Raw genomic sequence first — 24,336 nt, 5'->3', positions numbered from 1 at the left:
CTCGTCGGTGCCCTCGGGCCGCCTGTCAGCCCTCGTCCGGGACGTCGTCGCCGCCGGCGGCGCCCGTCGTCCCGGCGTCCTGCGTGCCGTGCCCGACCCCGAGCAGGTCGGCCAGCGCGGCGCCCTGCAGGCGCCGGAACGCGCGCCGCGCGCGCGAGCGGTCGAGCACCGCCACCTCGAGCTGGTTGGGCGTCAGCTCGCGCTCGGACCCGGCGGCCAGCACCTGGCCGTCGACGCCCACCGCGCCGAGCGTCCGCACCGCCAGGCGCAGCACCTCGGCCAGCGACAGGCCGGCGCGCCACGCGTCGGCCACGCGCGAGCCGAGCTGCTCGGCCTGCCCGCCCATGACGACGTACCCGTGCTCGTCGGCCACCGACCCGTCGTAGCTCAGCCGGTAGACCTGGTCCTCCGCCGGCGTCGCGCCCACCTCGGCCACGACCAGCTCGACCTCGAGCGGCTTGGACTCGGTGGTGAACACCGTGCCCAGCGTCTGGGCGTACGCGTTGGCCAGGCCCCGCGCGGTCACGTCGGCGCGGTCGTAGCTGTAGCCGCGCAGGTCGGCGTACCGCACGCCGGCCACGCGCAGGTTCTCGAACTCGTTGTACTTGCCCACCGCCGCGAAGGCGATGCGGTCGTAGATCTCCGAGATCTTGTGCAGCGCGCGCGAGGGGTTCTCGGTGGCGAAGAGGATGCCGTCGTCGTAGGCGAGCACGACGACGGACCGGCCGCGGGCGATGCCCTTGCGGGCGAAGTCCGCCCGGTCCTTCATCAGCTGCTCGGGCGAGACGTAGAACGGCATGGTCATGCGCGCGCACCTCCTGCTCGGCGCTCGGCGACGATGGCGTCGGCGATCTCCTCCAGCCGCGCGTCCGCGACGCGGCGGTACCCCTCGGCGCTGACGGTCGCGACGACCGGCCAGATCCGGCGCACCGCGTCGGGGCCGCCCGTGGCGCTGTCGTCGTCCGCCGCGTCGTACAGGGCCTCGACCGCCACCCGCACGGCGGCGTCGCCGTCCAGTCCGGGCCGCCACAGCTTCTTCAGCGACCCGCGGGCGAACACCGAGCCGGAGCCCACCGAGTGGTGGTCGTGCTCCTCGTAGCGCCCGCCGGTCACGTCGTAGCTGAAGATCCGCCCGGTCCCGCGGTCGAGGTCGTAGCCCGCGAACAGCGGCACCACGGCCAGGCCCTGCAGCGCGAGCGGCAGGTTGCTGCGCAGCATCGTCGACAGGCGGTTGGCCTTGCCGTCGAGCGACAGCAGCGAGCCCTCGATCTTCTCGTAGTGCTCGAGCTCCAGCTGGAACAGGCGCACGAGCTCGACGGCGATGCCCGCCGACCCGGCGATGCCCACCGCGGAGTACTCGTCCGCCGGGAAGACCTTCTCGATCTCCCGGCTGGCGATCATGTTGCCCATCGTGGCGCGGCGGTCGCCCGCCATCACGACGCCGGTGGGACCCGCGCCGGGCGCGCCGAAGGTCAGCGCCACGATGGTCGTGGCGTGCGGCGCGACCCCGCCGGCCCCGGCCCCGCCCGCGCCCTGCGCCACCAGGCGCCGCCCGGGCAGCAGGTCGGGCACGTGCTCGGCCACGAAGTCGACGAACGACGACGACCCCGGACGCAGGAACGCGTCCGGCAGCCGCCCGGAGGCCTGCGCGGGGTTCGCCGGATTCACTGGCCGCCCTTCTGGACGAAGCCGCGCACGAACTGCTCGGCGTTCGACTCCAGGACGTCGTCGATCTCGTCGAGCAGCTCGTCGACCTCGGCGTCCCTGTCCGAGGCCGCCGGCGCGGCGGGCGCGGGGACGTCGTCGCCGTCGTCGTCCGGCCTGCGGTCGTCGTGCTGCGGGTTGATGCGTTCGGTGCCGGCCATCGTCGCCTCCCATTCGCTCCGGGTGTCGCCCGCGAGCGCCCCGGTCGTGCCTCGATCTGAAGTCACCCTATGCGCCGGGGCGGCACCTGCGCGTCAGCGGCGCGTGCGCCCACAGCGGAATGGTCCGCCGCGGCCCCGCCGAGCCGCCTCACCTGCCCGTTCGCCCGGTCGCGCACGTGCGCGCTCACTCGCCGCGCAGGCCCCGCAGCAGCGCGGCCGCGTCGGGGCTGGCGTCCAGCAGCGTGCCGACGTTGGCGCGGGTGCCCCGCAGGGGGTCCAGCATGGGCACGCGCTGCAGCGCGGAGTCGTCGGCGACGTCGAAGATGACCGAGTCCCAGCTCGCCGCGGACACCTCGTCGGCGTAGCGGGCCATGACCTCCCCGCGGAAGTAGGCGCGCGTGTCGACCGGCGGGTGGTGCACGGCGTCCGCGACGAGGCGCTCGTCGACGACCCGCTCCACCGCCCCCTTCGCCAGCAGCCGGTGGTACACGCCGCGCTCAGGGCGCACGTCCGACCACTGCAGGTCCATCGCGTGCAGGCGCGGGTGGTCCCAGTCGAGCCGGTCGCGGCGCCGCAGCCCCTCGAGCAGGCGGCGCTTGGCCACCCACTCCACCTCGCGGGCGCACGAGGCCGGGTCCTGCCCCAGCCGGGCCACCACCGAGCGCCACCGGTCGAGCACGTCGTCGGAGGCCGCGTCCGTGCCGAGGGCGGCCAGCGCCCGCCCCACCACGTCGGCGTACGCCTCCTGGATCTCGAGCGCCGTCATGGTGCGCCCGTCGGCGAGGTCGAGCTTCGCGACGAGGTCCAGGTCGCGCGAGACGCGCTGCACGTCGCCGACCGGGTCGGCCAGGCGCAGCGCCGCGAGCTGGGCGCGCACGGGCTCGCCGGCGTCGGCGAGCGCGTCGAGGTGCTCGAGCACCCACAGCACGAGCGAGGTGGTGCCCAGCTTGAGATAGGTGGCCACCTCGAACAGGTTCGCGTCGCCGAGGATCAGGTGCAGCCGCCGCCAGCGCGTGCGGTCGGCGTGCGGCTCGTCGCGGGTGTTGACGATGGGGCGACGCAGCGTCGTCTCGAGGCCCACCTCGGCCTCGATGTAGTCGGCGCGCTGCGACATCTGGAACCCGGCCTCGCCACCGGTCTGGCCCAGGCCCACCCGGCCGGAGCCCGCGAAGACCTGCCGGGTGACGAGGAACGGCGTCAGCAGCTCGGCGAGCACGCCGAACGGCAGCGCGCGGTCGACGAGGTAGTTCTCGTGGGTGCCGTAGCTGGCGCCCTTGCCGTCGACGTTGTTCTTGTACAGGGCGACCTCGGAGCCCGGGACCTGCGCCAGCTCGCGCGCCGCCGCGAGCATGACGCGCTCCCCCGCGACGTCCCAGCGCACCGCGTCGAGCGGGCTCGTGACCTCGGGCGAGGAGTACTCGGGGTGCGCGTGGTCGACGTAGAGGCGCGCGCCGTTGGTGAGGATGCAGTTGGCCGCCGACGGGTCGTCGTACTCGTCGACGTCCGGGCGGGCGCGCTCCTGCGGCGTGACCCGCGGGCGCCGGCCGGGCGGCGTGCCGGCCCCGCCGACCAGGGCCGACGGCGGCACAGCGGGAGCCGCGGGCGACGTCGCGGCCCCGGGGCGCGCGGCGGGGCCCGACGGCGCGGGCCGGCTCGGGTCGTCGGTCAGCAGCGACGGGTGCGCCGACGCACGCTGCAGCCGGAAGCCGCGGGCGTCCGACAGCGGGTCCTCGTCGTCGTAGTCCCACCGGGCCGCGGGCCGCTCCCCCTGGCGCGCCACCAGGGCGCGGTACGTCGTCACCACCAGGCTCGACAGGAGCATGGGGTTCGCCCCCGGCCGGCCCGGCTGCAGCACGCCGTACTCGGTCTCGATGCCCATCACTCGACGCACGCTCACGCTGCCACCCTAGTCCGCATCGGTGACGTCCCGGCGGGCCCGGGACGGGCCGCGCGCGGGTCCCCGGAGGGCTCGCGCCCGGCGGAGGGGGCCCGGCGACCCGTCAGAGGTACTGGCCGGTGCTCGTGATCTGCTCGATGGTGCGCGGCGTCGCCCCCTCGCCCTTCTTCTGGACGATCGAGCGGATGAAGACGATGCGCTCGCCCTTCTTGCCGCTGATCCGCGCCCAGTCGTCGGGGTTGGTCGTGTTCGGCAGGTCCTCGTTCTCCTTGAACTCGTCGACGCAGGCCGACAGCAGGTGGTCCACCCGGATGCCCCGCTGGCCCGTGGCCAGGAAGTCCTTGATGGCCATCTTCTTCGCCCGGTCGACGACGTTCTGGATCATCGCGCCCGAGTTGAAGTCCTTGAAGTACAGGACCTCCTTGTCGCCGGAGGCGTAGGTGACCTCGAGGAACTGGTTGTCCTCGTCCTCGGCGTACATCCGCTCGACGACGGAGCGGATCATCGCGTCCACGGCCGCGGCCGGCTCGCCGCCGTGCTCGGCCAGGTCCTCGGGGTGGATCGGCAGGTCCGCCGTGAGGTACTTGCCGAAGATCTCGCGGGCGCCCTCGGCGTCGGGCCGCTCGATCTTGATCTTCACGTCGAGGCGCCCCGGCCGCAGGATCGCGGGGTCGATCATGTCCTCGCGGTTCGAGGCGCCGATGACGATGACGTTGTCGAGCCGCTCCACGCCGTCGATCTCGGCGAGCAGCTGCGGCACGATCGTGGTCTCGACGTCGGACGACAGCCCCGTGCCGCGGGTGCGGAACAGCGACTCCATCTCGTCGAAGAACACCACCACGGGCATGCCCTGGGAGGCCTTCTCGCGCGCGCGGGCGAAGATGAGCCGGATGTGCCGCTCGGTCTCGCCCACGTACTTGTTGAGCAGCTCGGGGCCCTTGACGTTGAGGAAGTAGCTGCGCACGTTCGGGTCGTCGCCCGAGCCGGCCACCATGGTGGCCAGCGACGCGGCGACGGCCTTGGCGATGAGCGTCTTGCCGCAGCCGGGCGGGCCGTAGAGCAGCACGCCCTTGGGCGGCCGCAGCCCGTGCTCCCGGAACAGGTCGGGGTGGGCGAACGGCAGCTCGACCGCGTCGCGGATCGCCTCGATCTGGGTGCCCAGGCCGCCGATGTCCTCGTAGCGGATGTCGGGCACCTCCTCCAGGACGAGCTCCTCGACCTCGGACTTGGGCACGACCTCGAACACGAACCCGCTGCGCACGTCCACCGTGAGCGAGTCGCCGACGCGCAGCGTGCGGCCGCGCACCGACCCGGCCAGGCGGACCACCCGCTCCTCGTCGGCGCGCCCCACGACGAGCACCCGCTCGTCGTCGAGCACCTCCTTGACGGTGACGAGCTCGCCGACGCGCTCGAAGCCGCCGGCCTCCACCACCGTCATCGCCTCGTTGAGCTTGACCTCCTGGCCGGGCTGCAGCGCGGCGACGTCGAGGTTGGGGCTCGCGCCCACGTGCATCTTGCGCCCGGCCGCCGAGACGTCGACCGACCCGTCGGGGTGGGCCTCGAGGAACGTGGCGTAGGTGCCCGGCGGCTTGGCCAGGTCGTCGATCTGTCTCTTGAGCTCGACGATCTGGTCGCGCGCGGCGCGCAGCGCCTCGGCGAGACGCTCGTTCTTGGCGGCGAGCATGGCGAGCTGGGCGTCCCGGCTCGGGCCTTGGTAGTCGGAGCGGACAGGGTTGACAGGGTTCTCGGCCATGCAGGTCCCCTCTCGTGCGGCTCCGGGTGCGGCCCTCTCGGGGGCGGGAGGGCTGTCCCGAATACAGCACCCTACGCAGCATCCCCACCGCACGGGAGGTGGCGCGCGAGGTTTCGCGCGGACCGGCGATGCCTTCACGCGCCCGTCACGCGGCGGGCACGAGGGGACGTCAGTCCTCGGCGGGCGCGTCCGGGGCCGTGCCGGGCGCGTCGTCGCGCGGCGCGGCCTGCTCCGAGGCGTCCGGCAGGCGAGACGCCTCGGCCGCCGACGCCGCCGCGGCCTCGGCCGACTCGGCGACGTCGCGCCGCACGCGGCGCAGCTTCTTGTCCGACACCGGGCGCTGGCCGAGCTGTTCCTCGTCCCACGCGACGTCCGCCGCGGCGTCGGGCTTGGTGCCCTGCGGCCGGCGCTTGCGCTCGGGCGGCACGACGCCGTCGGCGAGCCGGCGGGAGGTGAGCAGGAACCCGGTGTGCCCCACCATGCGGTGCTGCGGGCGCACCGCCAGGCCCTCGAGGTGCCAGCCGCGCACCATGGACTCCCAGGCCACCGGCTCGGCGAACCGGCCGTGCGCGCGCAGGTCCTCGGCGAGCCGGGACAGCTGCGTGGCGGTGGCGACGTAGGCCAGGAAGACGCCGCCGGGCACCAGCGCCGCCGCGACGGCGTCGAGGTTCTCCCACGGCGCGAGCATGTCGAGCACCACGCGGTCGACGCTGCCCGGCTCGGCCACGGTGGGCAGCACGTCGGACAGGTCGCCGATGCTCAGGCGCCAGGCCGGGTGCGGTCCGCCGAAGAACGTCTCGACGTTGCCGCGCGCGATGTCCGCGAAGTCCTCGCGGCGCTCGATGGAGTGCAGCTCGCCCTGGTCGCCGACGGCGCGCAGCAGGGACATCGTCAGCGCGCCCGAGCCCACGCCGGCCTCGACGACGCGGGCGCCGGGGAAGATGTCGGCCATCTGCACGATCTGGCCGGCGTCCTTGGGGTAGACGACGGCGGCGCCGCGGGGCATCGACAGCACGTAGTCGCTCAGCAGCGGCCGCAGCGCCAGGTACTCGATCCCCGCGGTGTTGGTGACGACCCAGCCCTCGGGCCGGCCGACGAGGTCGTCGTGGCGGAAGTAGCCCTTGTGGGTGTGGAAGGTGGCGCCCGGCTTCAGCACGATCGTGTGCATCCGACCGCGCGGGTCGGTGAGCTGGACCTTGTCGCCGACCCGGAAGGGGCCACGGCGGATGTCGGCGCCCGTCGGGCGGTCAGCGGGGGAAGTCACGAGGGGCGAGTCTAGTGGCGCCCGCGGTCCCCGTGGTCGGTGCCGGGTGTCCGGCGCCCGGCCGGCGCCGGCGGTCAGCGCCTGTTGAGCGCGCGGGCGACGTGGGCGACGTCGAGCACGCCGCCCACCCGGCCGTGCTCGAGGACCGGCACCACGCGGGCGCCGGCGGACGTGGCCGCCACGTGCTGCAGCAGGTCGGCTCCGGCGAGGTCCGCCTCGACGGCCGAGCCCGGCGGGAACGGCACGACGACCGCGTCGACCGGCGTCGTGGCCGTCGCCCCCGGCGGGACGGACGAGGCCGCGGCGGGGTCGACCCACCCGAGCGGCGCGCCCTGGGGCGTCACCACGACCACGGCGGCGTCGGGCACGCCGGCGACGGCGCGGGCGGCGTCCGCCACCGACGCGCCCGTCGCCACCACGACGGCGCGGGTGCCCAGCCCGCGCGCGGTGAGCCCGGCCACCGCCTCGCGGCGGCGGCCCGCGACGATCGCCTGGCCCGCGCCCGACCACAGGAACGCGCCGAGCAGCGCCGCCCACAGGACGGTGATCCAGTCCGGGCGCAGCCCGAGGACCAGCGGCAGCACCAGCGCCCACGCGAGGACCCCGAGCGCCACCAGGCGCCCCACCCAGCCGGCGGCGACGGTGCCCTTGGCCCGGGAACCGGTGGCGCCCCAGACCAGGGACTCGAGGATCTGCCCACCGTCGAGCGGCAGCCCCGGCAGCAGGTTGAACAGGCCGACGAAGAAGTTCGAGGCGGCCAGCGCGAACAGGAGCCACGCGCCGACGGAGCGCAGCGGCAGCCCCTCGGTCCACACGGCCCACACCGGCGCCCCGTACAGGCCGTGGAAGACGAGCGCCGCGACGGCGGTCAGCAGCAGGTTGGTGACCGGGCCGACGACGGCGACCAGCGCCCCGTCCAGCGGCCGCCGCGTCGCGCCCGTGTACGCGGTGTGCCCGCCCCACAGCGTCACGGCCAGCTCGGTGACGCGGTGCCCGCGCGCCCTCGCGACGAGGGCGTGCGCCACCTCGTGCAGGAAGACCGAGCCGAACAGCAGCAGCACGAAGACGAGGGCGACGAGCAGGACGCCGCCGCCCTGCGCGGCGGGCGCGAGCCGCCGCACGGTCGGCGCGAACACGAGGGTGAGCACGACGGCGGCCAGCGCCCACGACGGGGTCACCACCACGGGAGCGCCGGCCACGCGCCCCACGACCCAGCCGCGCGAGCGCGGCTCGGCGCGCGGCCGGGTCGGCGGGCGGTCCGGACCTCGGGAGGCGCCGGGTGGGGTCTGCGGCGCGGGCGTCGTCACCCGGCCAATCTATCCGTGCGGCCTGGGGACCACCTGGACGACGGTGTGGGTGGCGGCGCCTAGGGTGGCTGGCATGACGACGACGGCAGCGACCGACCTGCTCCCGGAGGCCCTGGGCGACGGGCCCGTGCCCGCCACGGCCCCGGCCGAGCCGCGTCGCCCGGCGCTGTCGCCGTCGCGCGCCAACGACTTCATGCAGTGCCCGCTGCTGTTCCGCTACCGCGTGGTGGACCGCCTGCCCGAGCCGCCCAGCGCCGCGGCCGCGCGCGGCACGCTCGTGCACGCCGTCCTCGAGCGGCTCTACGACGCGCCGCTGGGCGAGCGCACCCGGGAGGCGGCCCTGGAGCTGCTGCCCGGCGAGTGGGACCGGCTGCTGGAGGCCGAGCCCCGCTACGCGCAGCTCTTCCAGCCCGGCGGCGACGCCGCGGGCACGGCGCCCGACGCGTGGCTCGACGGCGCCGGCCGCCTGCTCGGGACGTACTTCACGCTCGAGGACCCGAACCGGCTGCAGCCGGAGGCGCGCGAGCTGCGCGTCGAGACGCAGCTCGACGGCGGGCCGCTGCTGCGCGGCATTGTGGACCGGCTCGACGTCGCCCCCGACGGGGCGATCCGAGTGGTCGACTACAAGACCGGCAGGGCGCCGCGGCCGGGGTTCGAGGCGAGCGCGCTGTTCCAGATGCGGTTCTACGGGCTGGTGCTGTGGCGCGAGCGGGGCGTGCTGCCCAAGATGCTGCAGCTCGTCTACCTCGGCGACGGCCAGATCCTGCGGGCCGAGCCGCGCGAGCGCGAGCTCGAGGTCGCCGAGCAGAAGGTGCGCGCCGTGTGGTCGGCCATCGAGACCGCCGCCCGCACCGGCGACTTCGCGCCGCGGCAGAGCAAGCTGTGCGGCTGGTGCGCCCACCAGGCCGTGTGCCCCGCCTTCGGCGGCACCCCGCCGCAGCTCGACCCGGAGCTGGTCCGCGAGCGCCTGGGCGTGACCGTCGAGGCGTGACCCGCCGCGGGACTGGGCGCGGGACCGGGCGCGGGACCGGGCGCGGGATCAGGTGAGGTCGAGCACCTCGCCGGCGGCGATCCGCGCGACGGTCGCCACGTCCACCTTCGTCAGCGACACGGCCCGGCTCAGCCCCTCCAGGTGCGGCACGGGCACGACCGCCTCGACCCCGAGCGTGCGCACGCCGGCCGCCATGGCCGAGGCGATCCCCGTGGGCGAGTCCTCGACGGCCACGCACGCGGCCGGGTCGACGCCGAGGCGCGCGGCGGCCGTCAGGTAGGGCTCCGGGTGCGGCTTGCCCTCGGTCACCTGGTCGCCCGTGACCAGCGTGCGGAACGCACCCGCGGGTCCCTGCGCGGCGACCTCCTCGGCGAGCGAGGCGTACGACATCGTCACGAGGGCGCAGGGCACGCCGGCCGCGACGAGCGCGTCGAGCAGCTCGAGGGCCCCGGGCTGCCACGGCACCCGGACCCGCACCTGCGCGATGACGCGCTCGAGCAGCCAGTCCACGATCTGCGGCGGCTCGAGGCCCACGCCGGCGTCCCGCAGGATCTGCGCCGAGGTCAGCAGGGGGTTGCCCACCAGCTGCAGCGCCTGCTCGTGGGACCACGAGCCGCCGTGGGCCTCGACCAGCTCGTGCTCGGCGGCGATCCAGTACGGCTCGGTGTCGACGAGGGTGCCGTCCATGTCCCACAGGACGGCGGCGGGCAGGGCGGAGCGGGGGGAGGTCTCGGGCACGGGACCAGCCTACGGGTCGCGCTCCGGCGGGTGAGCGCCCCCTCTCCTGCCTAGGGTCGGCCCATGACCGACGACCGTGCACCCGCCCTGTGCGTCCTCGCCCCGGACCCGCTGCTCGCCGTCGAGATCGAGGAGGGCCGCGCCGGCGGCGCCCCCGAGATCCACGTGCACCCCGGCGGCCAGGGGCTCTGGCTCGCCCGCATGGCCTACTCCCTGGGTGCCCGCGTGGTGGTCTGCGGGCCCTTCGGCGGCGAGGTGGGCGACATCACCGCGCACCTCGCCCGCTCCGCCGACCTCGAGCTGCGGGCCACCGGTACCGCGGGCGCCGGCGCGCTCGTCCAGGACCGCCGCAGCGGCGAGCCGGAGGAGATCGCCACGATGCCGGCGCTGCCGCTGGACCGGCACGCGCTGGACGACCTGTACGGCACCACCCTGGTCAGCGCGCTCGAGTCGGACGTGTGCGTCCTGACCGGCTCGCGGTCGGACATCGGCGTGCCGGGCGACTTCTACGGCCGCCTCGTGGACGACCTGCGCGCCTCCGAGCGTGCCGTCGTGGCCGACCTGTCCGGGGACGCGGCCCGTGCCGTCGTCGAGGCCGGCTGCACGGTGCTGAAGATCAGCCACGAGGAGATGGCCGAGGGCGGGTTCGCCTCCGGCACGGGGCTCGACGACCTGCGCAAGGCGGCCCGCACGATGGTCGGCGAGGGACCGGCCGCCGTCGTCGTGTCGCGGGCCGACGAGCCCACGCTCGTCGTCACCCACGACGGCGACGTCCTCGTGACCGCCCCGCCGATGACCACCGTGGACCACCGCGGCGCCGGCGACTCGATGACGGCGGGCATCGCCGTCGGCGTGGGGCGGGGCGACCCTCTGCCGCAGGCGGTCGCGCTCGGTGCGGCGGCCGGCGCGCTCAACGTGGCCCGCCACGGGCTCGGCACGGGCCGGCGCGAGCAGATCGAGACGTTCGCGCAGCGGGTGACCATCGAGGAGCTGTCGTGAGCCGGCGCCGGGGACCCGCCCGCGGCGGGGCCCACGGCGCCGACGGCGACCACGGACCGAAGGAGACGACGTGCTGGCACTGGTGACCAACGACGACGGGATCCGCTCCCCCGGGCTGGCGGTGCTGGCGCGGGTCGCCCACCGCGCCGGGTACGACGTCGTGGTCGCGGCCCCGGCCCGGGAGTCCTCCGGCGCGTCCGCGGCGCTGCACGGCGCCGAGGACGACGGCCGCCTGGCGATCGAGCCGGTGGCCGCGCCCGGCCTGCCGGACGGCGTGCGGTCGCTCGCCGTGGCCGCCGACCCGGCGCTCATCGCGTTCGTCGCGGCCTACGGCGCCTTCGGCGCCAAGCCCGACGTGCTGCTGTCCGGCGTCAACCGGGGGCCGAACGTCGGCAACGCCGTGCTGCACTCCGGCACGGTGGGCGCGGCCCTGTCCGCCACCTCCCTGGGCATCCGGTCCATGGCCGTCTCGCTGGACGGCGCGGACCCGACGCACTGGGAGACCGCCGAGGAGGTGGCCGCGCACGCCTTCGCCTGGCTGGACGGCACGTCGCTCGGCCGGCGCACCCTCAACGTCAACGTCCCCGACGTCGCCCCGGCAGACCTGCGCGGGCTGCGCCAGGCGCCCCTGGCGTCCTTCGGCGCGGTCCACGCGCGGCTGGCGAGGTCCGACGAGGCCGGCGGCGTGCTGGTGTCCTACGAGGGCACGGAGCGGGCGACCGAGCCGGAGTCCGACGCCGGCCTCCTCGCGCGTGGCTGGCGACGGCGACCCTCCTGGTTGCGCCCTGGGCGGACGCGTCCCTGGAGGTGCCGCCGCTCGCACGCAATATGGTGGGCGGATGAGCACTCCGGACCACGAGCACCCCGTGCCCGAGCCCGTCGGCCGCCACGCGGCCCGCCACCCCGTGATGATCGCCGCCTTCGAGGGCTGGAACGACGCCGGCGGCGCCGCGACCGCCGCGCTGCAGCACCTGGCCGGGGTCTGGGACGCGCGCAAGGTCCGCGAGCTCGACCCGGAGGAGTACCACGACTTCCAGGTCAACCGGCCCGTCGTGGGCCGCGGGCCGGACGGCGAGCGGACCATCACCTGGCCGACGACGACGGTGTGGGTGGCCGAGCTGCCGCAGCGCACCGTCGTGCTCGTGCACGGCATCGAGCCGTCGATGCGCTGGCGCCGGTACTGCGCCGAGCTGCTCGACGTCGCCGAGGAGTGGAACGTGCGCACGGTCGTCACGCTCGGGGCGCTGCTGGCCGACGTGCCGCACACCCGCCCGATCCCGATGACGGCGACGTCCGACGACGAGGGCTTGCGCGCGGTGCTCGACCTCGAGCCCAACACCTACGAGGGCCCGACCGGCATCGTGGGCGTGCTCCAGCACGCGGCGAACGAGCGCGGGCGCCAGTCGGTGTCGCTGTGGGCGGCAGTGCCGCACTACGTCGCCAACCCGCCGTCGCCCAAGGCCACCCTGGCCATCCTGGCGCGGGTCGAGGAGCTGCTCGCCGAGCCGATCGCCCTCGGCGAGCTCCCGGAGGACGCCGAGGCGTGGCAGCACGGGGTCGACGAGCTGGCGAGCGAGGACGCCGAGATCGCTGAGTACGTCCAGCAGCTGGAGGAGGCGAAGGACACCGCCGAGCTGCCCGAGGCCTCGGGCGAGGCGATCGCGCGGGAGTTCGAGCGGTGGCTGCGCCGCCGCGACACCGGCAAGCCGGACGGCGGGGGCGAGCGCCCCTAGCCCCCCACCGCCGGGGTCAGAGGCGGACGCCCAGCAGCGCGTCGACCGTCGCGGCGACCAGCAGCGGGTCGTCCGACGCCGGGTCGGCCGCCCACGCGTCGACGGCGCCGAGCGCGGCCGGGGCGTCGAGGTCGTGGGCCAGCGCTCCGCGCACGGCGGCCAGGACCCCGCCGGTCGGGCCGGAGCCGGCCGCCGGGGCGGCCGCCGCGGCGCGCCAGCGGGCCAGGCGCTGCTGCGCGCCGGCGAGGTCGGCGTCCGTCCACTCCCACTCGGTGCGGTAGTGGTGCGCCAGCAGCGCCAGCCGGATCGCCGCGGGCTCCACGCCCGCCTCGCGCAGCCGCGAGACCAGCACGAGGTTGCCCAGCGACTTGCTCATCTTGGCGCCCTGGTAGGCGATGAGGCCGGCGTGCACGTGCACCCGCGGCGCGCCCTCGGCCCCGCGGCCGGACAGCAGGCGGTCGTGCGACGTCGACATCTCGTGGTGGGGGAACAGCAGGTCCGCTCCCCCGCCCTGCACGTCGAACGGCAGGCCGAGCCCGTCGCGCGCGATGACCGCGCACTCGATGTGCCAGCCGGGCCGGCCGGTGCCGAGCGAGCCGCCGTCCCACGCCGGCTCGCCCGCCCGCTCGCGGCGCCACAGCAGCGGGTCCAGCGGGTTCTTCTTGCCCTCGCGCTGCGGGTCGCCGCCGCGCTCGGCGAACAGCGCGGTCATCGTCCCCGCGTCGAGGCCCGCGACGCGGCCGAAGTCGGGGTCGGCCGTGAGGTCGGCGTAGACGTCGCCGAGCTCGGGGGCGTCGCCGCCGGCGCCGGGCTCGACGGGCACGCGGTAGGCCGCGCCCGCCTCCAGCAGCGCCTGCACCGCCTCGACGACGGCGGGCACCGACTCGACGGCACCGGTCCAGGTCGCCGGCGGCAGCATGCGCAGGGCGGTCATGTCGTCGCGGAAGAGCTGGGTCTGCTCGGCGGCCAGGTCGCGCCAGTCGACGCCGGTGGCGTCGGCGCGCTCCAGCAGCGGGTCGTCGACGTCGGTGACGTTCGAGACGTAGGTCACCGTCTTGCCGGCGTCGAGCCAGGCGCGCTGCAGCAGGTCGAACGCCAGGTAGGTGTTGGCGTGGCCCAGGTGCGTGGCGTCGTACGGCGTGATGCCGCACGCGTACAGCCGGGCCTGCTCGCCCGGGGCGGCCTCGACCAGCCCGCGGGTGGTGGAGTCGTGCACGACGACGGGGTCCCGCCGTCCGTCCTGCGGGCCGGGGAGCTGGGGGATCTCGGGAGCCTGCCAGGTACGCACGCGCCCACGATACCGGCCGCGGGCGCCGGCCCCGACCGGGCTCAGACGACGATGCCGGAGGTGGCGCTCAGCACGCCGGTGACCAGGAGCACGACGACGACCGCCGCCAGCACGATCCGGTAGACCACGAACGGCTTGTAGGAGTAGGTGGAGACGATCTTCAGGAAGCCGATGATCACCACGTAGCCCACGGCGAACGCCACGATCGTGGCCAGCAGGGTGGCCAGCGGCCCGGGCGAGCCTTCGGCGGGCCCCTCGCCGACCGACTTGGCGAGCTGGTAGAGGCCGGAGCCGAGCACCGCCGGGATGGCCAGCAGGAACGAGTAGTCCGCGGCGGCCTTGCGGGTGAAGCCCATCAGCAGGCCGGCGGTGATCGTGCCGCCCGAGCGCGAGACGCCGGGCACGAGGGCGAGCGACTGGGCCAGGCCGAAGGCGAGGGCCCGGCGCGGGGTCAGCGCGTCGAGCGTGCGGCGGCGGGCGCCGACCCTGTCGGCCCAGCCGAGCAGCAGCGCGAACACCACGAGCATGGTCACGGTGATCCAGAGGTTGCGCAGCCCGGTCTCGATCCAGTCCTGGAACAGCAGGCCCAGCACGACGATCGGGATCGAGCCCAGGGCGATGTACCAGGCCATGCGGGCCTGCTCGTCGTGGGCGCCCATCCGGGCGCGCCAGCCGGTGCCGTCGCGCCCGCGCAGGGCGCGCCACCAGGCGACGAGGATGTCGCGGATCGTGCGGCGGTAGTACAGGACGACCGCCGCCTCGGTGCCGATCTGGGTGATGGCCGTGAAGGCCGCGCCCGGGTCGTCCGACCCGATTAGCTCCCCGACGATGCGCAGGTGCGCGCTCGAGGAGATCGGCAGGAACTCCGTCAGCCCCTGGACCAGACCGAGAAAGATCGCTTCCCACGCACTCACGAGCGCCGACCCTACCCGCCGCGGCGGGGCACGCCGTGCGACGGGCCCGGACGGGCGGGCCCGCCGCGCGCCGCCGCCGGTAGCCTGCGGGGCATGGAACGACGGCGGGTGGGCAGGTCAGGGCTGCGCGTGTCGTGCCTCGGGCTCGGCACGATGACCTGGGGCCGGGACACCGACGAGGTCGACGCCGGCGAGCAGCTGCGCGACTTCCTCGACGCCGGCGGCACGTTCATCGACACGGCGGCGGCGTACGGCGCCGGCGAGGCCGAGCGCGTCATCGGCGCGCTGCTCGAGGGCAAGGTCGCGCGCGACGACGTGGTGCTGTGCACCAAGGGCGGCGGCCGCGGCGACGCCTCCCGCGGCAGCCTGCTGGCGGACCTCGACGCCTCGCTCGCGCGCCTGGGCACCGACCACGTCGACCTCTTCGTCGCCGCGGCCCCCGACCCCGGCACGCCGCTGGAGGAGACGGTCAGCGCGCTGCGGCACGCGGTGGCCTCGGGCCGCGCGCGCTACGTAGGCCTGTCCAACCACCCGGGCTGGGCCACCGCGCGCGCGGCGAGCCTGCTGGAGCCGGACGGCGTCGGCCTCACGGCCGTCGAGGTCGAGTACTCGCTGCTGCAGCGCGGCATCGAGCGCGAGGTGGTGCCCGCCGCCGAGGCGCTCGGCGTCGGCGTGCTGGCCTGGTCGCCGCTGGGGCGCGGCGTGCTGACCGGCAAGTACCGCCGTTCGGTGCCGGCGGACTCCCGCGCGGCCTCGCCGCACCTGGCGGGCTTCGTCGAGCCGTACCTCGACGCACCGTCGTCGGCCGTGGTCGCGGCGGTGGCGACCGCCGCCGAGGGGCTGGGCCGCACCCCGACCGAGGTCGCGCTGGCCTGGCTCCTGGCGCAGGGCGTCGTCGCGTCGGCGATCGTCGGCGCGCGCACCCCGCGCCAGCTGGCGACGTCGCTCGCGGCCGCGGACCTCGAGCTGCCGGCCGAGGTGCACGCGGCGCTCGACGACGTCTCCGCCGTGGACGCCGGGTATCCCGAGCGCTGGTAGCCCGAGCGCCGGTAGCCCGGGCGCTGGTGGAGCGGGGCGGGGCCCGGGGCGGGCCCGCCGCTCAGCGCGACCGGTCGAGCTCCGTCGCGAGGTCCTCGTCGAGCTCGTCGACGTCGTCGGAGTCGTCGTCCGCGTCGTCGTCGCTGTCGTCGTCGTCCGCCTCGTCGTCCTCGTCCTCCTCCTCGAGGACGAAGGGCGTGACCTCCCCGTAGACCTGCGCCAGCGCGTCGTCGTACACCTCGAAGGCGTCGGCGAGGACGTCGTAGGCGTCGTCGACCCGGGGGTCGTCGTCGCTGCGGCGGGTCGACACCGCGGTGAAGTGCGCCTCGAGCGCAGCGACGAGACGGTCCAGCGCGGCACGCGGGTCTGCGGTCATGGTCCGACGCTACCGCCGCCGGGGGCAGAATGGGGACCGGAAACCACGAGGAAGGACGGTGACGATGGCGGCGACCGACCATCAGCGGACCTCGGCGTGGCGCGCCCACGGCCAGTACGAGTACCGCGTCCTGACCATCGACCGCACGACGAGCGTCCCGGACGCCCGCCGCCTGCTGACCGACGAGGCGGAGTACGGCCGCTGGGAGCTGGCACGCACGCGCCTGTACATGGGCGGCACCCGCAAGGTGTGGCTCCGGCGCAAGATCATCAAGGTCGCCTCGACCCTGTGAGCGAGCGCCCCGCGCCCGGTGCCCGCGAGGCGCTCGGCGCCGCGCCGGCCGACGTGTTCCGCAAGGCGCGGCGCGGCGCCCCCGCGGGGTTCTTCGCCTGCGAGGCGGCCGGGCTCGCGTGGCTCGCCGAGCCCCCGGGCGGCCCGCGCGTGGCCCGGGTGCTCGGCGTCGGCGACGACCACCTAGACCTCGAGCGCGTCGCGCCCGCCCCGGCCACCGCCGCCGCGGCGCGGGCGTTCGGCGGCGCCCTCGCGGCGCTGCACGACGCCGGCGCGCCGGCGTTCGGCGCGCTGCCACCGGGGTACACCGCCCGGTTCCCGGGCGCGGCGGGGTTCTTCGGGCCGCTCGGCGACCCGCTGCCCATGCCGGGCGGCGCCTGGCCCACCTGGGCGGAGTTCTACGCCGAGGCCCGGCTGCGGCCGGTCCTGGCCCAGGGCCGCGCCCGCGGCGTGCTCGACGGGGACGACGAGCGGCTCGTGGAGCGCGTGTGCGCCCGCCTGCCGCGGCTGGCCGGCGCGGCGGCCGACGACCCGCCCGTCCGGCTGCACGGCGACCTGTGGTCCGGCAACGTGCTGTGGTCCGCCGACGGCGCGGTGCTCGTCGACCCGGCCGCGCACGGCGGCCACCGCGAGGCGGACCTGGCGATGCTGGCGCTGTTCGGCGCCCCGCACCTGGCGGAGATCCTGGCCGGCTACGCCGCGGCCCACCCGCTCGCGCGCGGCTGGCGCCACCGCGTCCGGCTGCACCAGCTGTACCCGCTGGCCGTGCACGCGGTGCTGTTCGGCGGCGGGTACGTCGCCGAGACGCGGGCGCTGCTGCGCGACCTCGCCGGCTGAGCCTCCCGGCGCTACCCCGCGGCCCCCTGCGGCTCCAGCAGCCCGTGCTCGACGACCGCGAGCGCCAGGGTGCGGTACCCGTGGGCCTCGAACAGCACGGTGACGCGGTCGTCGGCCTCGTAGCCCATGACGGTGCCGGGGCCGAACTCGCGGTGCACCACGCCGGTGCCCACGGCGAACGGCCGGTCCGCGGCGTCGACGTCGTGCTCGGCGGCGGTGCCCTCGCGGCAGGTGTCACACCGCCCGCACGGCTCGTCGAGCTCCTCGCCCAGGTACGCCAGCAGGTACTGCAGCCGGCACTGCGAGGTCTCGGCGTAGCCGCGCATCATCTCCACGCGCGAGTCGTCCATCCGTCGCCGCTCCTCGGCCAGCGCCACCGCGGCGTCGGCGACGGCGGCCGGCCGCGCGTCGGCGCCGGCCAGCGCGCGGGCGTCCTCGACCAGGGAGCGCAGCCTGGCCAGGCGCCGCGGCAGGCCCGACGGCGCCCTGCGCCGGCCACGACCCGCGCCGTCGGCCGCCAGCGCCCGGGCCACCTCGAGCAGGTCCTCGCGGCGCGGCGCGCCGCCGGCGAAGAACCGGCGCAGGCCCAGGTCCTCGGGCCGGTAGAACAGCACCGCGGCGGCGTCCTGCCCGTCGCGGCCCGCCCGGCCGACCTCCTGGTAGTAGCTGTCCGGGGAGTCGGGCACGTCCGCGTGCAGCACGAAGCGCACGTCCGGCTTGTCGATGCCCATGCCGAACGCCGACGTCGCGACGACGACGTCGACCTCGCCGGCGGTGAACCGGTGCTGGGTGTCGTCGCGCTCGGCGCGGCGCATGCCGCCGTGGTAGGCGGCGGCGCGCAGGCCGCGGTCGGCCAGCGCCTCGGCCAGCTCCGTGGTGCGCCGCCGGGTGGCGACGTAGACGATGCCGTTGCCCCCGGGGCCCTCGCCGGCCCCCGCCGCCGCGGCCGCCCGCTCGACCTCGGCGGCGGCGCGGTCCACGACGGCGCGGTCCTTGTCGTCCTCGGTCAGGGCCCGCTCCACCTCGAGCACGAGGTTGGAGCGGCCGAAGCCGCGCACGATGACCTCGGCGGCGCGCAGGTGCAGGCGCCGCACGACGTCGTCGCGCACGGGCGGCGACGCCGTGGCGGTGAGCGCGATGACCCGCGGGCGCGGGTCGAGGGTGTCGATGCGCTCGCCGAGGCGCAGGTACTCGGGCCGGAAGTCGTGCCCCCACACCGAGACGCAGTGCGCCTCGTCGACCGCCACCAGGCTCGGGCGCGCGGCGCGCACGACGTCGAGCACCTCGTCGTTGGCGAGCTGCTCCGGGGCGAGGAAGAGGAACTCCAGCTCGCCGGCCGCGGCCGCCTCGAGCGTCGCCCGCCGCTCGGACTCCGGCACCGCCGAGCTCAGGGCCCGCGCCGAGACGTCCTCGTCGCCCACCTCCAGGAGCGAGCGCACCTGGTCGCGCTGGAGCGCGATGAGCGGCGAGACGACGAGCGTGGGCCCGTCGAGCTCGACGCCGGGCAGCTGGTAGACGGCCGACTTGCCGGCCCCGGTGGGCAGCACGAGCAGCACGTCGTGCCCGTCCAGCAGCGCGCGGATGGCCTCCGCCTGGCCCGGGCGCAGCGACTCGTACCCGAAGACCTCCCGGGCGGTGCGCCGCACGTCGCGCAGGGTGGCGGTGCCGACCGGCACGGGCGCGGGCCCGGTCTGCGGCTCGGGCTCGCCCTGCGGCGCGGGCTCGGGACCGGTCGCGGCGTCGTGCGGCATGGGTGCTCCAGACTGACGGGGAGGGGGCCGCCGTCCATGATGGGACCCCGCTCCCCCACCCACCCGTCGGGGGCGCCTCAGCAGGTGGCGAGCAGCCGGTCGAGCACCCGGGTGCCGAACCGCAGCGCGTCGGTGGGCACGCGCTCGTCGACGCCGTGGAACATCGCGACGAAGTCGAGGTCGGCCGGCAGGCGCAGCGGCGCGAACCCGTACCCGGTGATGCCCAGGCGGGAGAGCGACTTGTTGTCGGTGCCGCCGGAGAGCATGTACGGCAGCACCACCGAGCCCGGGTCCTCCGCGACCACGGCGTCGGCCATCGCGTCCACCAGCGACCCCGAGAACGGCACCTCCAGGGCGGTCGCCTCGTGGATCGGCTCGAACCGCACGTCCGGCCCGGCGAGCTCGCGCAGCGTGGCCAGGCCCTCGGCCTCGTGGCCGGGCAGCAGGCGCACGTCCACGGCGGCGCTGGCGGTGCCCGGGATGACGTTGGCCTTGTACCCCGCGTCGAGCTGGGTGGGGTTGGCGGTGTGGCGCAGGGTCGCGCCGACGAACGGGCGCGCCGGCCCCAGGGCGTCCACGAGCGCGTCGAGAGCGCCGTCGTCCTGCGGGTCGAAGGGCAGGCCGGTGAGGTCGGCCACGCCGCGCAGCAGCGCCTCGACGGTGGGCGTCAGCGTGGTCTGCCAGCGGTGCCGGCCGATCCGCGCCACGGCCTCGGCCAGCGCCGTCACGGCGTTGTCGTGGTTGACCGCCGAGCCGTGGCCGGCCCGGCCGGAGGCGAGCAGGCGCAGCCAGGCCAGCCCCTTCTCCGCCGTCTGCAGCAGGTACGCCCGGCGCCCGCCGACCTCGACGGAGAACCCGCCGACCTCGCTGATCGCCTCGGTGGCGCCCTCGAACAGCTCGGGCCGGTGCTCGACCGCCCACTCGGCGCCGAGCACGCCGCCCGCCTCCTCGTCGGCGAACATCGCCACGATGACGTCGCGGGCAGGCTTGCGGCCCTCGCGCACCATCTGGCGCACGACGGCGAGGATCATCGCGTCCATGTCCTTCATGTCGACGGCGCCGCGGCCCCACAGCAGGCCGTCGCGCTCCTCGCCGGCGAACGGGTCCACGCTCCAGTCGGCCGCCATCGCGGGCACGACGTCGGTGTGCCCGTGCAGCACGAGCGCCGGCCGGGACGGGTCGGCGCCCGCGATGCGGGTCACCACGGAGGTGCGCCCGGGCCGGGACTCGAACACCTCGACGTCGAGGCCCACCTCGGTGAGCAGCTCGGCCACGAGCTCGGCGGCCTTGCGCTCGCCCGGCCCGGAGTCGTCGCCGTAGTTCGAGGTGTCGATCCGCAGCAGGTCGCGGCAGATGCCCACGACCTCGTCCTGGGCGCTCGGGTGCGCGGCCGCGGGCGGGGCCGTCGCAGGGGCGGTCACCGGGGTGGTCGCGGGGGTCGTCGTCTCGTCGGTCATCGGTGTCAGGCCTCCAGTCCGCGGCGGGTGAGCAGCGGGGTGATCTCGGGGTCACGTCCGCGCAGCTCGCGGAACGACGTCATGGGGTCCTGGGAGCCGCCGCGGGCCAGCAGCCGACGGCGGAACTCCTCGCCGTTGGCGCGGGCCAGCCCGCCGCGCTCGCGGTACCACTCGCCGGTGTCGGCGTCGAGCACCTCGGACCAGATGTACGAGTAGTAGCCGGCGGCGTACCCGGAGCCCCAGACGTGGTTGTAGTAGGTGGTCCGGTAGCGCGGCGGCACGGGTGCGTAGGCGACGCCGGCGGCCTCGAGCGCGGCCTGCTCGAACGGCAGCACGTCGTCGACCGACGTCGGGACCTCCTCGGGCGCCAGGCGGTGCCACGCCTGGTCGAGCAGCGCGGCGGCCAGGTACTCGGTGGTGGCGAAGCCCTCGCCCCACTGCCGCGAGGCGAGCATGGTCTCCACCCACTGCTCGGGCATCGGCTCGCCGGTGCGGTGGTGCACCGCGAACCCGCGCAGGACCTGCGGCTCCCACGCCCACATCTCGTTGACCTGCGACGGGTACTCGACGAAGTCGCGGGGCACTGCCGTGCCGGACTGCGTCGGGTAGCGCACGTCGGACAGCAGGCCGTGCAGCGCGTGCCCGAACTCGTGGAAGACCGTCGTGACCTCGTCCCAGGTCAGCAGGGTGGGCTCGCCGGCCGGCGGCTTGACGACGTTGAGGTTGTTGACCACCACGGGCCGCTCGCCCAGCAGGTGGCTCTGGTCGACCAGGGCGTTCATCCACGCCCCGCCCCGCTTGGACTCGCGGGTGTACCAGTCGCCCAGGAACAGCCCGATCCCCTGGCTGGGCTCGCCCGGCTCCGGGGAGTCGAACACCTCGAAGACCCGCACGTCCGGGTGGTAGCCCACCAGGTCGGTGCGCTCGGCCAGCGAGATCCCGAAGAGCCGGCGGGCCGCCTCGAACACCCCGTCGCGCAGCACCCGCTCCAGCTCCAGGTAGGGCCGCAGCGCCGCGTCGTCCAGCGCGAACCGCGCCTGGCGCACCTGCTCGGACAGGTAGGCCCAGTCCGAGGCGCGCAGCTCGGCGCCCTCCCCCTCGGTGGCGCGCAGCAGCGCCTGCAGCTCGCTCGCCTCGGCGCGGGCGTTCGCGACCGCCGCGGGCGCGAGCCGCTCGAGCATCTGCGCCACGGCGTCGGCGGTGCGGGCGGTGGCGTCCTCGGCCACGTACGCGGCGTGGTGCGGGTAGCCGAGCAGCCGGGCGCGCTCGGCGCGCAGCCGGGCGATCTCCAGCACGATCCCGCGGGTGTCGTGCTCGCCGCCGACGCCGCGCTGCTCCGACGCCCGCTGCACGCGCTCGCGCAGGTCACGGCTGCGCAGCGACGCGAGCACGCCCTGGCGGGTGGGCAGCTGCAGCTCCAGCAGCCAGGCGCCCTCGTGCCCGCGCGCGGCGGCCGCGGCGGCGGCCCCCGCCACGGCGTCCTCGGGCAGCCCGGCGAGCTCGGCCCGGTCCGTCACGAGCACCGCGGCGGCGTTGGCGCCGGCGAGCAGCCGGCGGCCGAACTGCGCCTCCAGGGTGGTCAGCCGGGCGTTGAGCGCGCGCAGCCGCTCCTGGTCGGCGGCGCCGAGCTCGACGCCGGCGCGCCGCATCCGGGTCAGGAGGCGCTCGAGGAGGTAGGCCGTGTCGGTGTCCAGGGCGAGGTCGCCCGCCGCCGCGGCGTCCGCGAGCGCCCGGGCGCGGGAGTACAGGCGCGCGTCCATCGCCAGGGCGTCGTCGTGCGCGGCCAGCCGGGGCGCCAGGCGCTCCTGGAGGTCCTCCAGGCCGGGCGTCGCGTCGGCCGAGAGCTGGTTGCCGAACGCGCGCAGGGCGCGGTCCAGCAGCCGGCCGGAGCGCTCCAGCGCCTCGAGGGTGTTGGCGACCGTCGGCGGTGCGGGGTCGGTGGCGATCGCCTCGACCTCGGCCCGCTGCTGCGCCATCCCGGCCAGGATCGCCGGCTCGTAGTGCTCCTCGCGGACCGCCGCGTAGTCGGGCAGCCCGTACGGCAGCGGCGACGGCGTCGCGAAGGGGTTGGCGGGGTCGAGCGTGGCGCTGGCGGCGGCGGGCGCGGACGACGTCATGCGCCCATCCAAGCACCCGCGCCCCGCCGCCCCGCTACCGCACCCGGTGCAGCGTGCCGTCGCGCTCCAGCCGCAGCTCGGCGTCCAGGCCCAGCCGCTCGAGGAACGGCCGGTCGTGGCTGACCACCAGCAGGGCGCCGCGGTAGGCCCCGAGCGCCTCGACGAGCCGGTCGGCGCTCGCGAGGTCGAGGTTGTTTGTCGGCTCGTCCAGCACCAGCAGCTGCGCGGGCGGTTCGGCCAGCAGCAGCCGGGCGAGGGTGACCCGGAACCGCTCGCCGCCCGAGAGCGTGGCGACCGGCCGGTCGACTGCCGCCCCGCGCACCAGGAACCGGGCCAGCCGGCCGCGCAGCTCGCCCGGGGGCACGTCCGGGGCGCCCTCGCGCACCGCGTCGAGCACGGTGGCGGCGTCGTCGAGCACGTCGAGCCGCTGCGGCAGGTAGCCGACCCGGTCGGTGAGCAGCGTGCCGCCGGGGCCGTGCTCCGTGCCGTCGCCGGTCCCCCCGCCGCCCGGGTGCACGAGGCGCTCGAGCAGCGTCGTCTTGCCCGCGCCGTTCGGCCCGGTGAGGGCCACCCGCTCCGGGCCCTGGAGCACCACCTCGCGCCCGTCCGTCCCGCGCAGCACCGCCACGCGCCGCCCGGCGGGCACGCCCGGGTCCGGCAGGTCGACGACGATCGCGTCGTCGTCGCGCACCGCCCGCTCGGCCGCCTCGACGCTCGCGCGGGCGGCGGCCTCCTTGTCCGCCGCCTGCCCGCGGCGCGCGCCCTGCGCCTTCTGCGCGGCGTTGCGCCGGTCGTTGACGACCGCCTTGACGTACTTGCCGTTGGCCGCGTCCTTGCGCCCCTGGCGCTGGGAGTGCGCGATGCGCTCCTCGGCCTCGATGCGCTGGCGCCGCTCGCGGCGCAGCACCTGCTCGGCGTCGCGCAGGGCACGCTCGGCCGCGGCCTGCTGCCCGGCCAGGTGCTCCTCGTACGCCGAGTACGGGCCGCCGAACGTGGTCAGGGCGCCGGCGCGCAGCTCCGCCGTGGCGTCGACGAGCTCGAGCAGCGCCCGGTCGTGGGACACCACCACCAGCGCCCCGCGCCACGAGCGGACCAGCTCGTAGAGGCGCTCGCGCCCGTCGCCGTCGAGGTTGTTGGTGGGCTCGTCCAGCAGGGCGACGTCGGCGCCGCGCAGCCGCACGCCGGTGACGGCGGTGAGCATCGCCTCCCCGCCGGACAGCGTCCCGACACGGCGGTCCAGGTCGGCCGGCAGTCCGCTCGCCGCGAGCGCCGCGACAGCGCGCTCCTCGGCGTCCCACGCGTCGCCGACGGCGTCGAACACCTCGGGGCGCACGTCGCCGGACTCGATGGCGCGCACGGCGTCGACGACGGCGCGCACGCCGAGCAGGTCGGCGACGGTGGCGTCGACGTCGAGCGTCAGGCGCTGGGGCAGGTAGTCGGGCACGCCGGCCACCGCGACGGTGCCGGACGTGGGGCGCAGGCGGCCGGCGACGAGCCGCAGCAGCGTGGACTTGCCGGCGCCGTTGGCGCCGACGAGGCCGGTGCGGCCGCGGCCGAACGCGCCGGACACGCCGGCGACCGGGGTGGCCCCGTCGGGCCAGGCGAAGGTCACGTCGTGCAGCACGACGGCGGGCAGGGTGGAGGTGGGCGTGGACATGCAGGGGCTCCGGACGGTCGGCTGGTGCGCCGGCCCGGCCCAGGGGGGCGGACGGCGCGCGGT

General features: G+C 76.2%; 21 protein-coding genes and 1 pseudogene. 7 read left to right on the top strand and 15 right to left on the bottom strand.

From position 1 onward, the window contains the following. Positions 1–25 precede the first annotated feature (25 nt). The 7 genes from prcA to GSF02_RS08335 all read right to left on the bottom strand — a co-directional run bounded on the left by prcA (position 26) and on the right by GSF02_RS08335 (position 8,086). On the bottom strand, positions 26–805 hold the full coding sequence (gene prcA, locus GSF02_RS08365; RefSeq protein ID WP_159794658.1) for a proteasome subunit alpha: 780 nt from the start codon (positions 803–805) through the stop codon (positions 26–28). After that, positions 802–1,668, bottom strand: a complete 867-nt coding sequence (prcB, locus tag GSF02_RS08360; protein WP_159794656.1) for a proteasome subunit beta — start codon at positions 1,666–1,668, stop codon at positions 802–804. The genes prcA and prcB overlap by 4 nt, the downstream gene beginning before the upstream one ends. Then, positions 1,665–1,865 carry a ubiquitin-like protein Pup gene (locus tag GSF02_RS08355; RefSeq protein ID WP_069983652.1) on the bottom strand — a complete coding sequence of 67 codons (201 nt, stop codon included), beginning with the start codon at positions 1,863–1,865 and terminating at the stop codon, positions 1,665–1,667. The genes prcB and GSF02_RS08355 overlap by 4 nt, the downstream gene beginning before the upstream one ends. Before the next feature lie 184 nt (positions 1,866–2,049). Beyond that, a complete protein-coding gene (gene dop / locus GSF02_RS08350) occupies positions 2,050–3,744 on the bottom strand; it encodes a depupylase/deamidase Dop (protein WP_159794723.1) in 1,695 nt (564 codons plus the stop codon). A 121-nt stretch (positions 3,745–3,865) separates the two neighbouring features. Then, a complete protein-coding gene (gene arc, locus GSF02_RS08345; protein ID WP_159794654.1) occupies positions 3,866–5,515 on the bottom strand; it encodes a proteasome ATPase in 1,650 nt (549 codons plus the stop codon). A 169-nt stretch (positions 5,516–5,684) separates the two neighbouring features. Next, complete coding sequence (locus tag GSF02_RS08340) at positions 5,685–6,779, bottom strand: tRNA (adenine-N1)-methyltransferase (protein ID WP_159794652.1); 1,095 nt, start codon at positions 6,777–6,779, stop codon at positions 5,685–5,687. A gap of 74 nt (positions 6,780–6,853) precedes the next feature. Next, entirely contained in the window at positions 6,854–8,086 is a 1,233-nt protein-coding gene (locus GSF02_RS08335) for a site-2 protease family protein (protein WP_159794650.1), read from the bottom strand. A 73-nt stretch (positions 8,087–8,159) separates the two neighbouring features. Here GSF02_RS08335 and GSF02_RS08330 point away from each other — a divergent pair, with 73 nt between their 5' ends. Further along, complete coding sequence (locus GSF02_RS08330) at positions 8,160–9,077, top strand: RecB family exonuclease (protein ID WP_159794648.1); 918 nt, start codon at positions 8,160–8,162, stop codon at positions 9,075–9,077. Between the two features lie 48 nt (positions 9,078–9,125). Here the strand turns inward: GSF02_RS08330 and GSF02_RS08325 are convergent, their stop codons facing one another. Continuing rightward, positions 9,126–9,815 (bottom strand): HAD family hydrolase, encoded by a 690-nt coding sequence (locus tag GSF02_RS08325; RefSeq protein WP_268892859.1) that lies wholly within the window; start codon positions 9,813–9,815, stop codon positions 9,126–9,128. A 63-nt stretch (positions 9,816–9,878) separates the two neighbouring features. On the opposite strand from GSF02_RS08325, the gene GSF02_RS08320 reads away from it, so the two are divergent. The 3 genes and pseudogenes from GSF02_RS08320 to GSF02_RS08310 all read left to right on the top strand — a co-directional run bounded on the left by GSF02_RS08320 (position 9,879) and on the right by GSF02_RS08310 (position 12,547). Continuing rightward, positions 9,879–10,814, top strand: coding sequence for a PfkB family carbohydrate kinase (locus GSF02_RS08320; RefSeq protein WP_159794646.1), 936 nt, complete (start codon positions 9,879–9,881; stop codon positions 10,812–10,814). Positions 10,815–10,884: 70 nt separating this feature from the next. After that, positions 10,885–11,385: pseudogene (surE, locus tag GSF02_RS18845) on the top strand (5'/3'-nucleotidase SurE); the annotation flags it as partial. Positions 11,386–11,653: 268 nt separating this feature from the next. After that, on the top strand, positions 11,654–12,547 hold the full coding sequence (locus tag GSF02_RS08310; protein ID WP_159794644.1) for a PAC2 family protein: 894 nt from the start codon (positions 11,654–11,656) through the stop codon (positions 12,545–12,547). A 16-nt stretch (positions 12,548–12,563) separates the two neighbouring features. On the opposite strand, the gene mshC is transcribed toward GSF02_RS08310, so the two are convergent. Both mshC and GSF02_RS08300 read right to left on the bottom strand, forming a co-directional pair. After that, positions 12,564–13,835, bottom strand: coding sequence for a cysteine--1-D-myo-inosityl 2-amino-2-deoxy-alpha-D-glucopyranoside ligase (gene mshC / locus GSF02_RS08305; RefSeq protein ID WP_159794642.1), 1,272 nt, complete (start codon positions 13,833–13,835; stop codon positions 12,564–12,566). A 41-nt stretch (positions 13,836–13,876) separates the two neighbouring features. Beyond that, entirely contained in the window at positions 13,877–14,749 is an 873-nt protein-coding gene (locus tag GSF02_RS08300) for an undecaprenyl-diphosphate phosphatase (RefSeq protein WP_159794640.1), read from the bottom strand. Between the two features lie 93 nt (positions 14,750–14,842). Between GSF02_RS08300 and GSF02_RS08295 the strand changes: the two genes are divergently transcribed. Then, the gene (locus GSF02_RS08295; RefSeq protein WP_159794638.1) at positions 14,843–15,787 is read left to right on the top strand and encodes an aldo/keto reductase; all 945 of its coding nucleotides are present in this window, start codon (positions 14,843–14,845) and stop codon (positions 15,785–15,787) included. Positions 15,788–15,848: 61 nt separating this feature from the next. Here GSF02_RS08295 and GSF02_RS08290 read toward each other — a convergent pair whose 3' ends face one another. Further along, positions 15,849–16,163, bottom strand: coding sequence for a primosomal protein (locus GSF02_RS08290; RefSeq protein ID WP_159794636.1), 315 nt, complete (start codon positions 16,161–16,163; stop codon positions 15,849–15,851). Positions 16,164–16,227: 64 nt separating this feature from the next. Between GSF02_RS08290 and GSF02_RS08285 the strand changes: the two genes are divergently transcribed. Both GSF02_RS08285 and GSF02_RS08280 read left to right on the top strand, forming a co-directional pair. After that, the gene (locus GSF02_RS08285; RefSeq protein WP_159794635.1) at positions 16,228–16,455 is read left to right on the top strand and encodes a DUF5703 family protein; all 228 of its coding nucleotides are present in this window, start codon (positions 16,228–16,230) and stop codon (positions 16,453–16,455) included. After that, a complete protein-coding gene (locus GSF02_RS08280) occupies positions 16,452–17,291 on the top strand; it encodes a fructosamine kinase family protein (RefSeq protein WP_235915450.1) in 840 nt (279 codons plus the stop codon). The genes GSF02_RS08285 and GSF02_RS08280 overlap by 4 nt, the downstream gene beginning before the upstream one ends. Before the next feature lie 11 nt (positions 17,292–17,302). On the opposite strand, the gene GSF02_RS08275 is transcribed toward GSF02_RS08280, so the two are convergent. The 4 genes from GSF02_RS08275 to GSF02_RS08260 form a co-directional block, all read right to left on the bottom strand. After that, positions 17,303–19,042, bottom strand: a complete 1,740-nt coding sequence (locus tag GSF02_RS08275; RefSeq protein ID WP_159794633.1) for a RecQ family ATP-dependent DNA helicase — start codon at positions 19,040–19,042, stop codon at positions 17,303–17,305. Between the two features lie 77 nt (positions 19,043–19,119). Further along, complete coding sequence (locus GSF02_RS08270) at positions 19,120–20,499, bottom strand: M20/M25/M40 family metallo-hydrolase (RefSeq protein WP_159794632.1); 1,380 nt, start codon at positions 20,497–20,499, stop codon at positions 19,120–19,122. A gap of 5 nt (positions 20,500–20,504) precedes the next feature. Then, positions 20,505–22,616, bottom strand: a complete 2,112-nt coding sequence (locus GSF02_RS08265) for a M3 family metallopeptidase (RefSeq protein WP_159794630.1) — start codon at positions 22,614–22,616, stop codon at positions 20,505–20,507. Between the two features lie 34 nt (positions 22,617–22,650). After that, positions 22,651–24,273 carry an ABC-F family ATP-binding cassette domain-containing protein gene (locus tag GSF02_RS08260; protein WP_159794628.1) on the bottom strand — a complete coding sequence of 541 codons (1,623 nt, stop codon included), beginning with the start codon at positions 24,271–24,273 and terminating at the stop codon, positions 22,651–22,653. Between the last annotated feature and the right edge of the window lie 63 nt (positions 24,274–24,336).

It is taken from the genome of Puerhibacterium puerhi (assembly GCF_009846865.1).
In the GTDB taxonomy this organism is placed as follows: Bacteria; Actinomycetota; Actinomycetes; order Actinomycetales; family Cellulomonadaceae; genus Puerhibacterium; species Puerhibacterium puerhi.
Note: the sequence above shows the minus strand (reverse complement) of the source record. Positions and strands in the feature narration are given on the sequence as shown.

What these genes read in the sequence shown, in the direction of transcription:
- GSF02_RS08265 (WP_159794630.1), bottom strand. Translation starts at nt 22,616, where the DNA reads ATGACGTCGTCCGCGCCCGCCGCCGCCAGCGCCACGCTCGACCCCGCC.
- GSF02_RS08320 (WP_159794646.1), top strand. Translation starts at nt 9,879, where the DNA reads ATGACCGACGACCGTGCACCCGCCCTGTGCGTCCTCGCCCCGGACCCG.
- dop (WP_159794723.1), bottom strand. Translation starts at nt 3,744, where the DNA reads ATGGGCATCGAGACCGAGTACGGCGTGCTGCAGCCGGGCCGGCCGGGG.
- GSF02_RS08355 (WP_069983652.1), bottom strand. Translation starts at nt 1,865, where the DNA reads ATGGCCGGCACCGAACGCATCAACCCGCAGCACGACGACCGCAGGCCG.
- GSF02_RS08285 (WP_159794635.1), top strand. Translation starts at nt 16,228, where the DNA reads ATGGCGGCGACCGACCATCAGCGGACCTCGGCGTGGCGCGCCCACGGC.
- GSF02_RS08275 (WP_159794633.1), bottom strand. Translation starts at nt 19,042, where the DNA reads ATGCCGCACGACGCCGCGACCGGTCCCGAGCCCGCGCCGCAGGGCGAG.
- GSF02_RS08270 (WP_159794632.1), bottom strand. Translation starts at nt 20,499, where the DNA reads ATGACCGACGAGACGACGACCCCCGCGACCACCCCGGTGACCGCCCCT.
- GSF02_RS08295 (WP_159794638.1), top strand. Translation starts at nt 14,843, where the DNA reads ATGGAACGACGGCGGGTGGGCAGGTCAGGGCTGCGCGTGTCGTGCCTC.
- GSF02_RS08290 (WP_159794636.1), bottom strand. Translation starts at nt 16,163, where the DNA reads ATGACCGCAGACCCGCGTGCCGCGCTGGACCGTCTCGTCGCTGCGCTC.
- GSF02_RS08330 (WP_159794648.1), top strand. Translation starts at nt 8,160, where the DNA reads ATGACGACGACGGCAGCGACCGACCTGCTCCCGGAGGCCCTGGGCGAC.
- GSF02_RS08310 (WP_159794644.1), top strand. Translation starts at nt 11,654, where the DNA reads ATGAGCACTCCGGACCACGAGCACCCCGTGCCCGAGCCCGTCGGCCGC.
- arc (WP_159794654.1), bottom strand. Translation starts at nt 5,515, where the DNA reads ATGGCCGAGAACCCTGTCAACCCTGTCCGCTCCGACTACCAAGGCCCG.
- GSF02_RS08260 (WP_159794628.1), bottom strand. Translation starts at nt 24,273, where the DNA reads ATGTCCACGCCCACCTCCACCCTGCCCGCCGTCGTGCTGCACGACGTG.
- prcA (WP_159794658.1), bottom strand. Translation starts at nt 805, where the DNA reads ATGACCATGCCGTTCTACGTCTCGCCCGAGCAGCTGATGAAGGACCGG.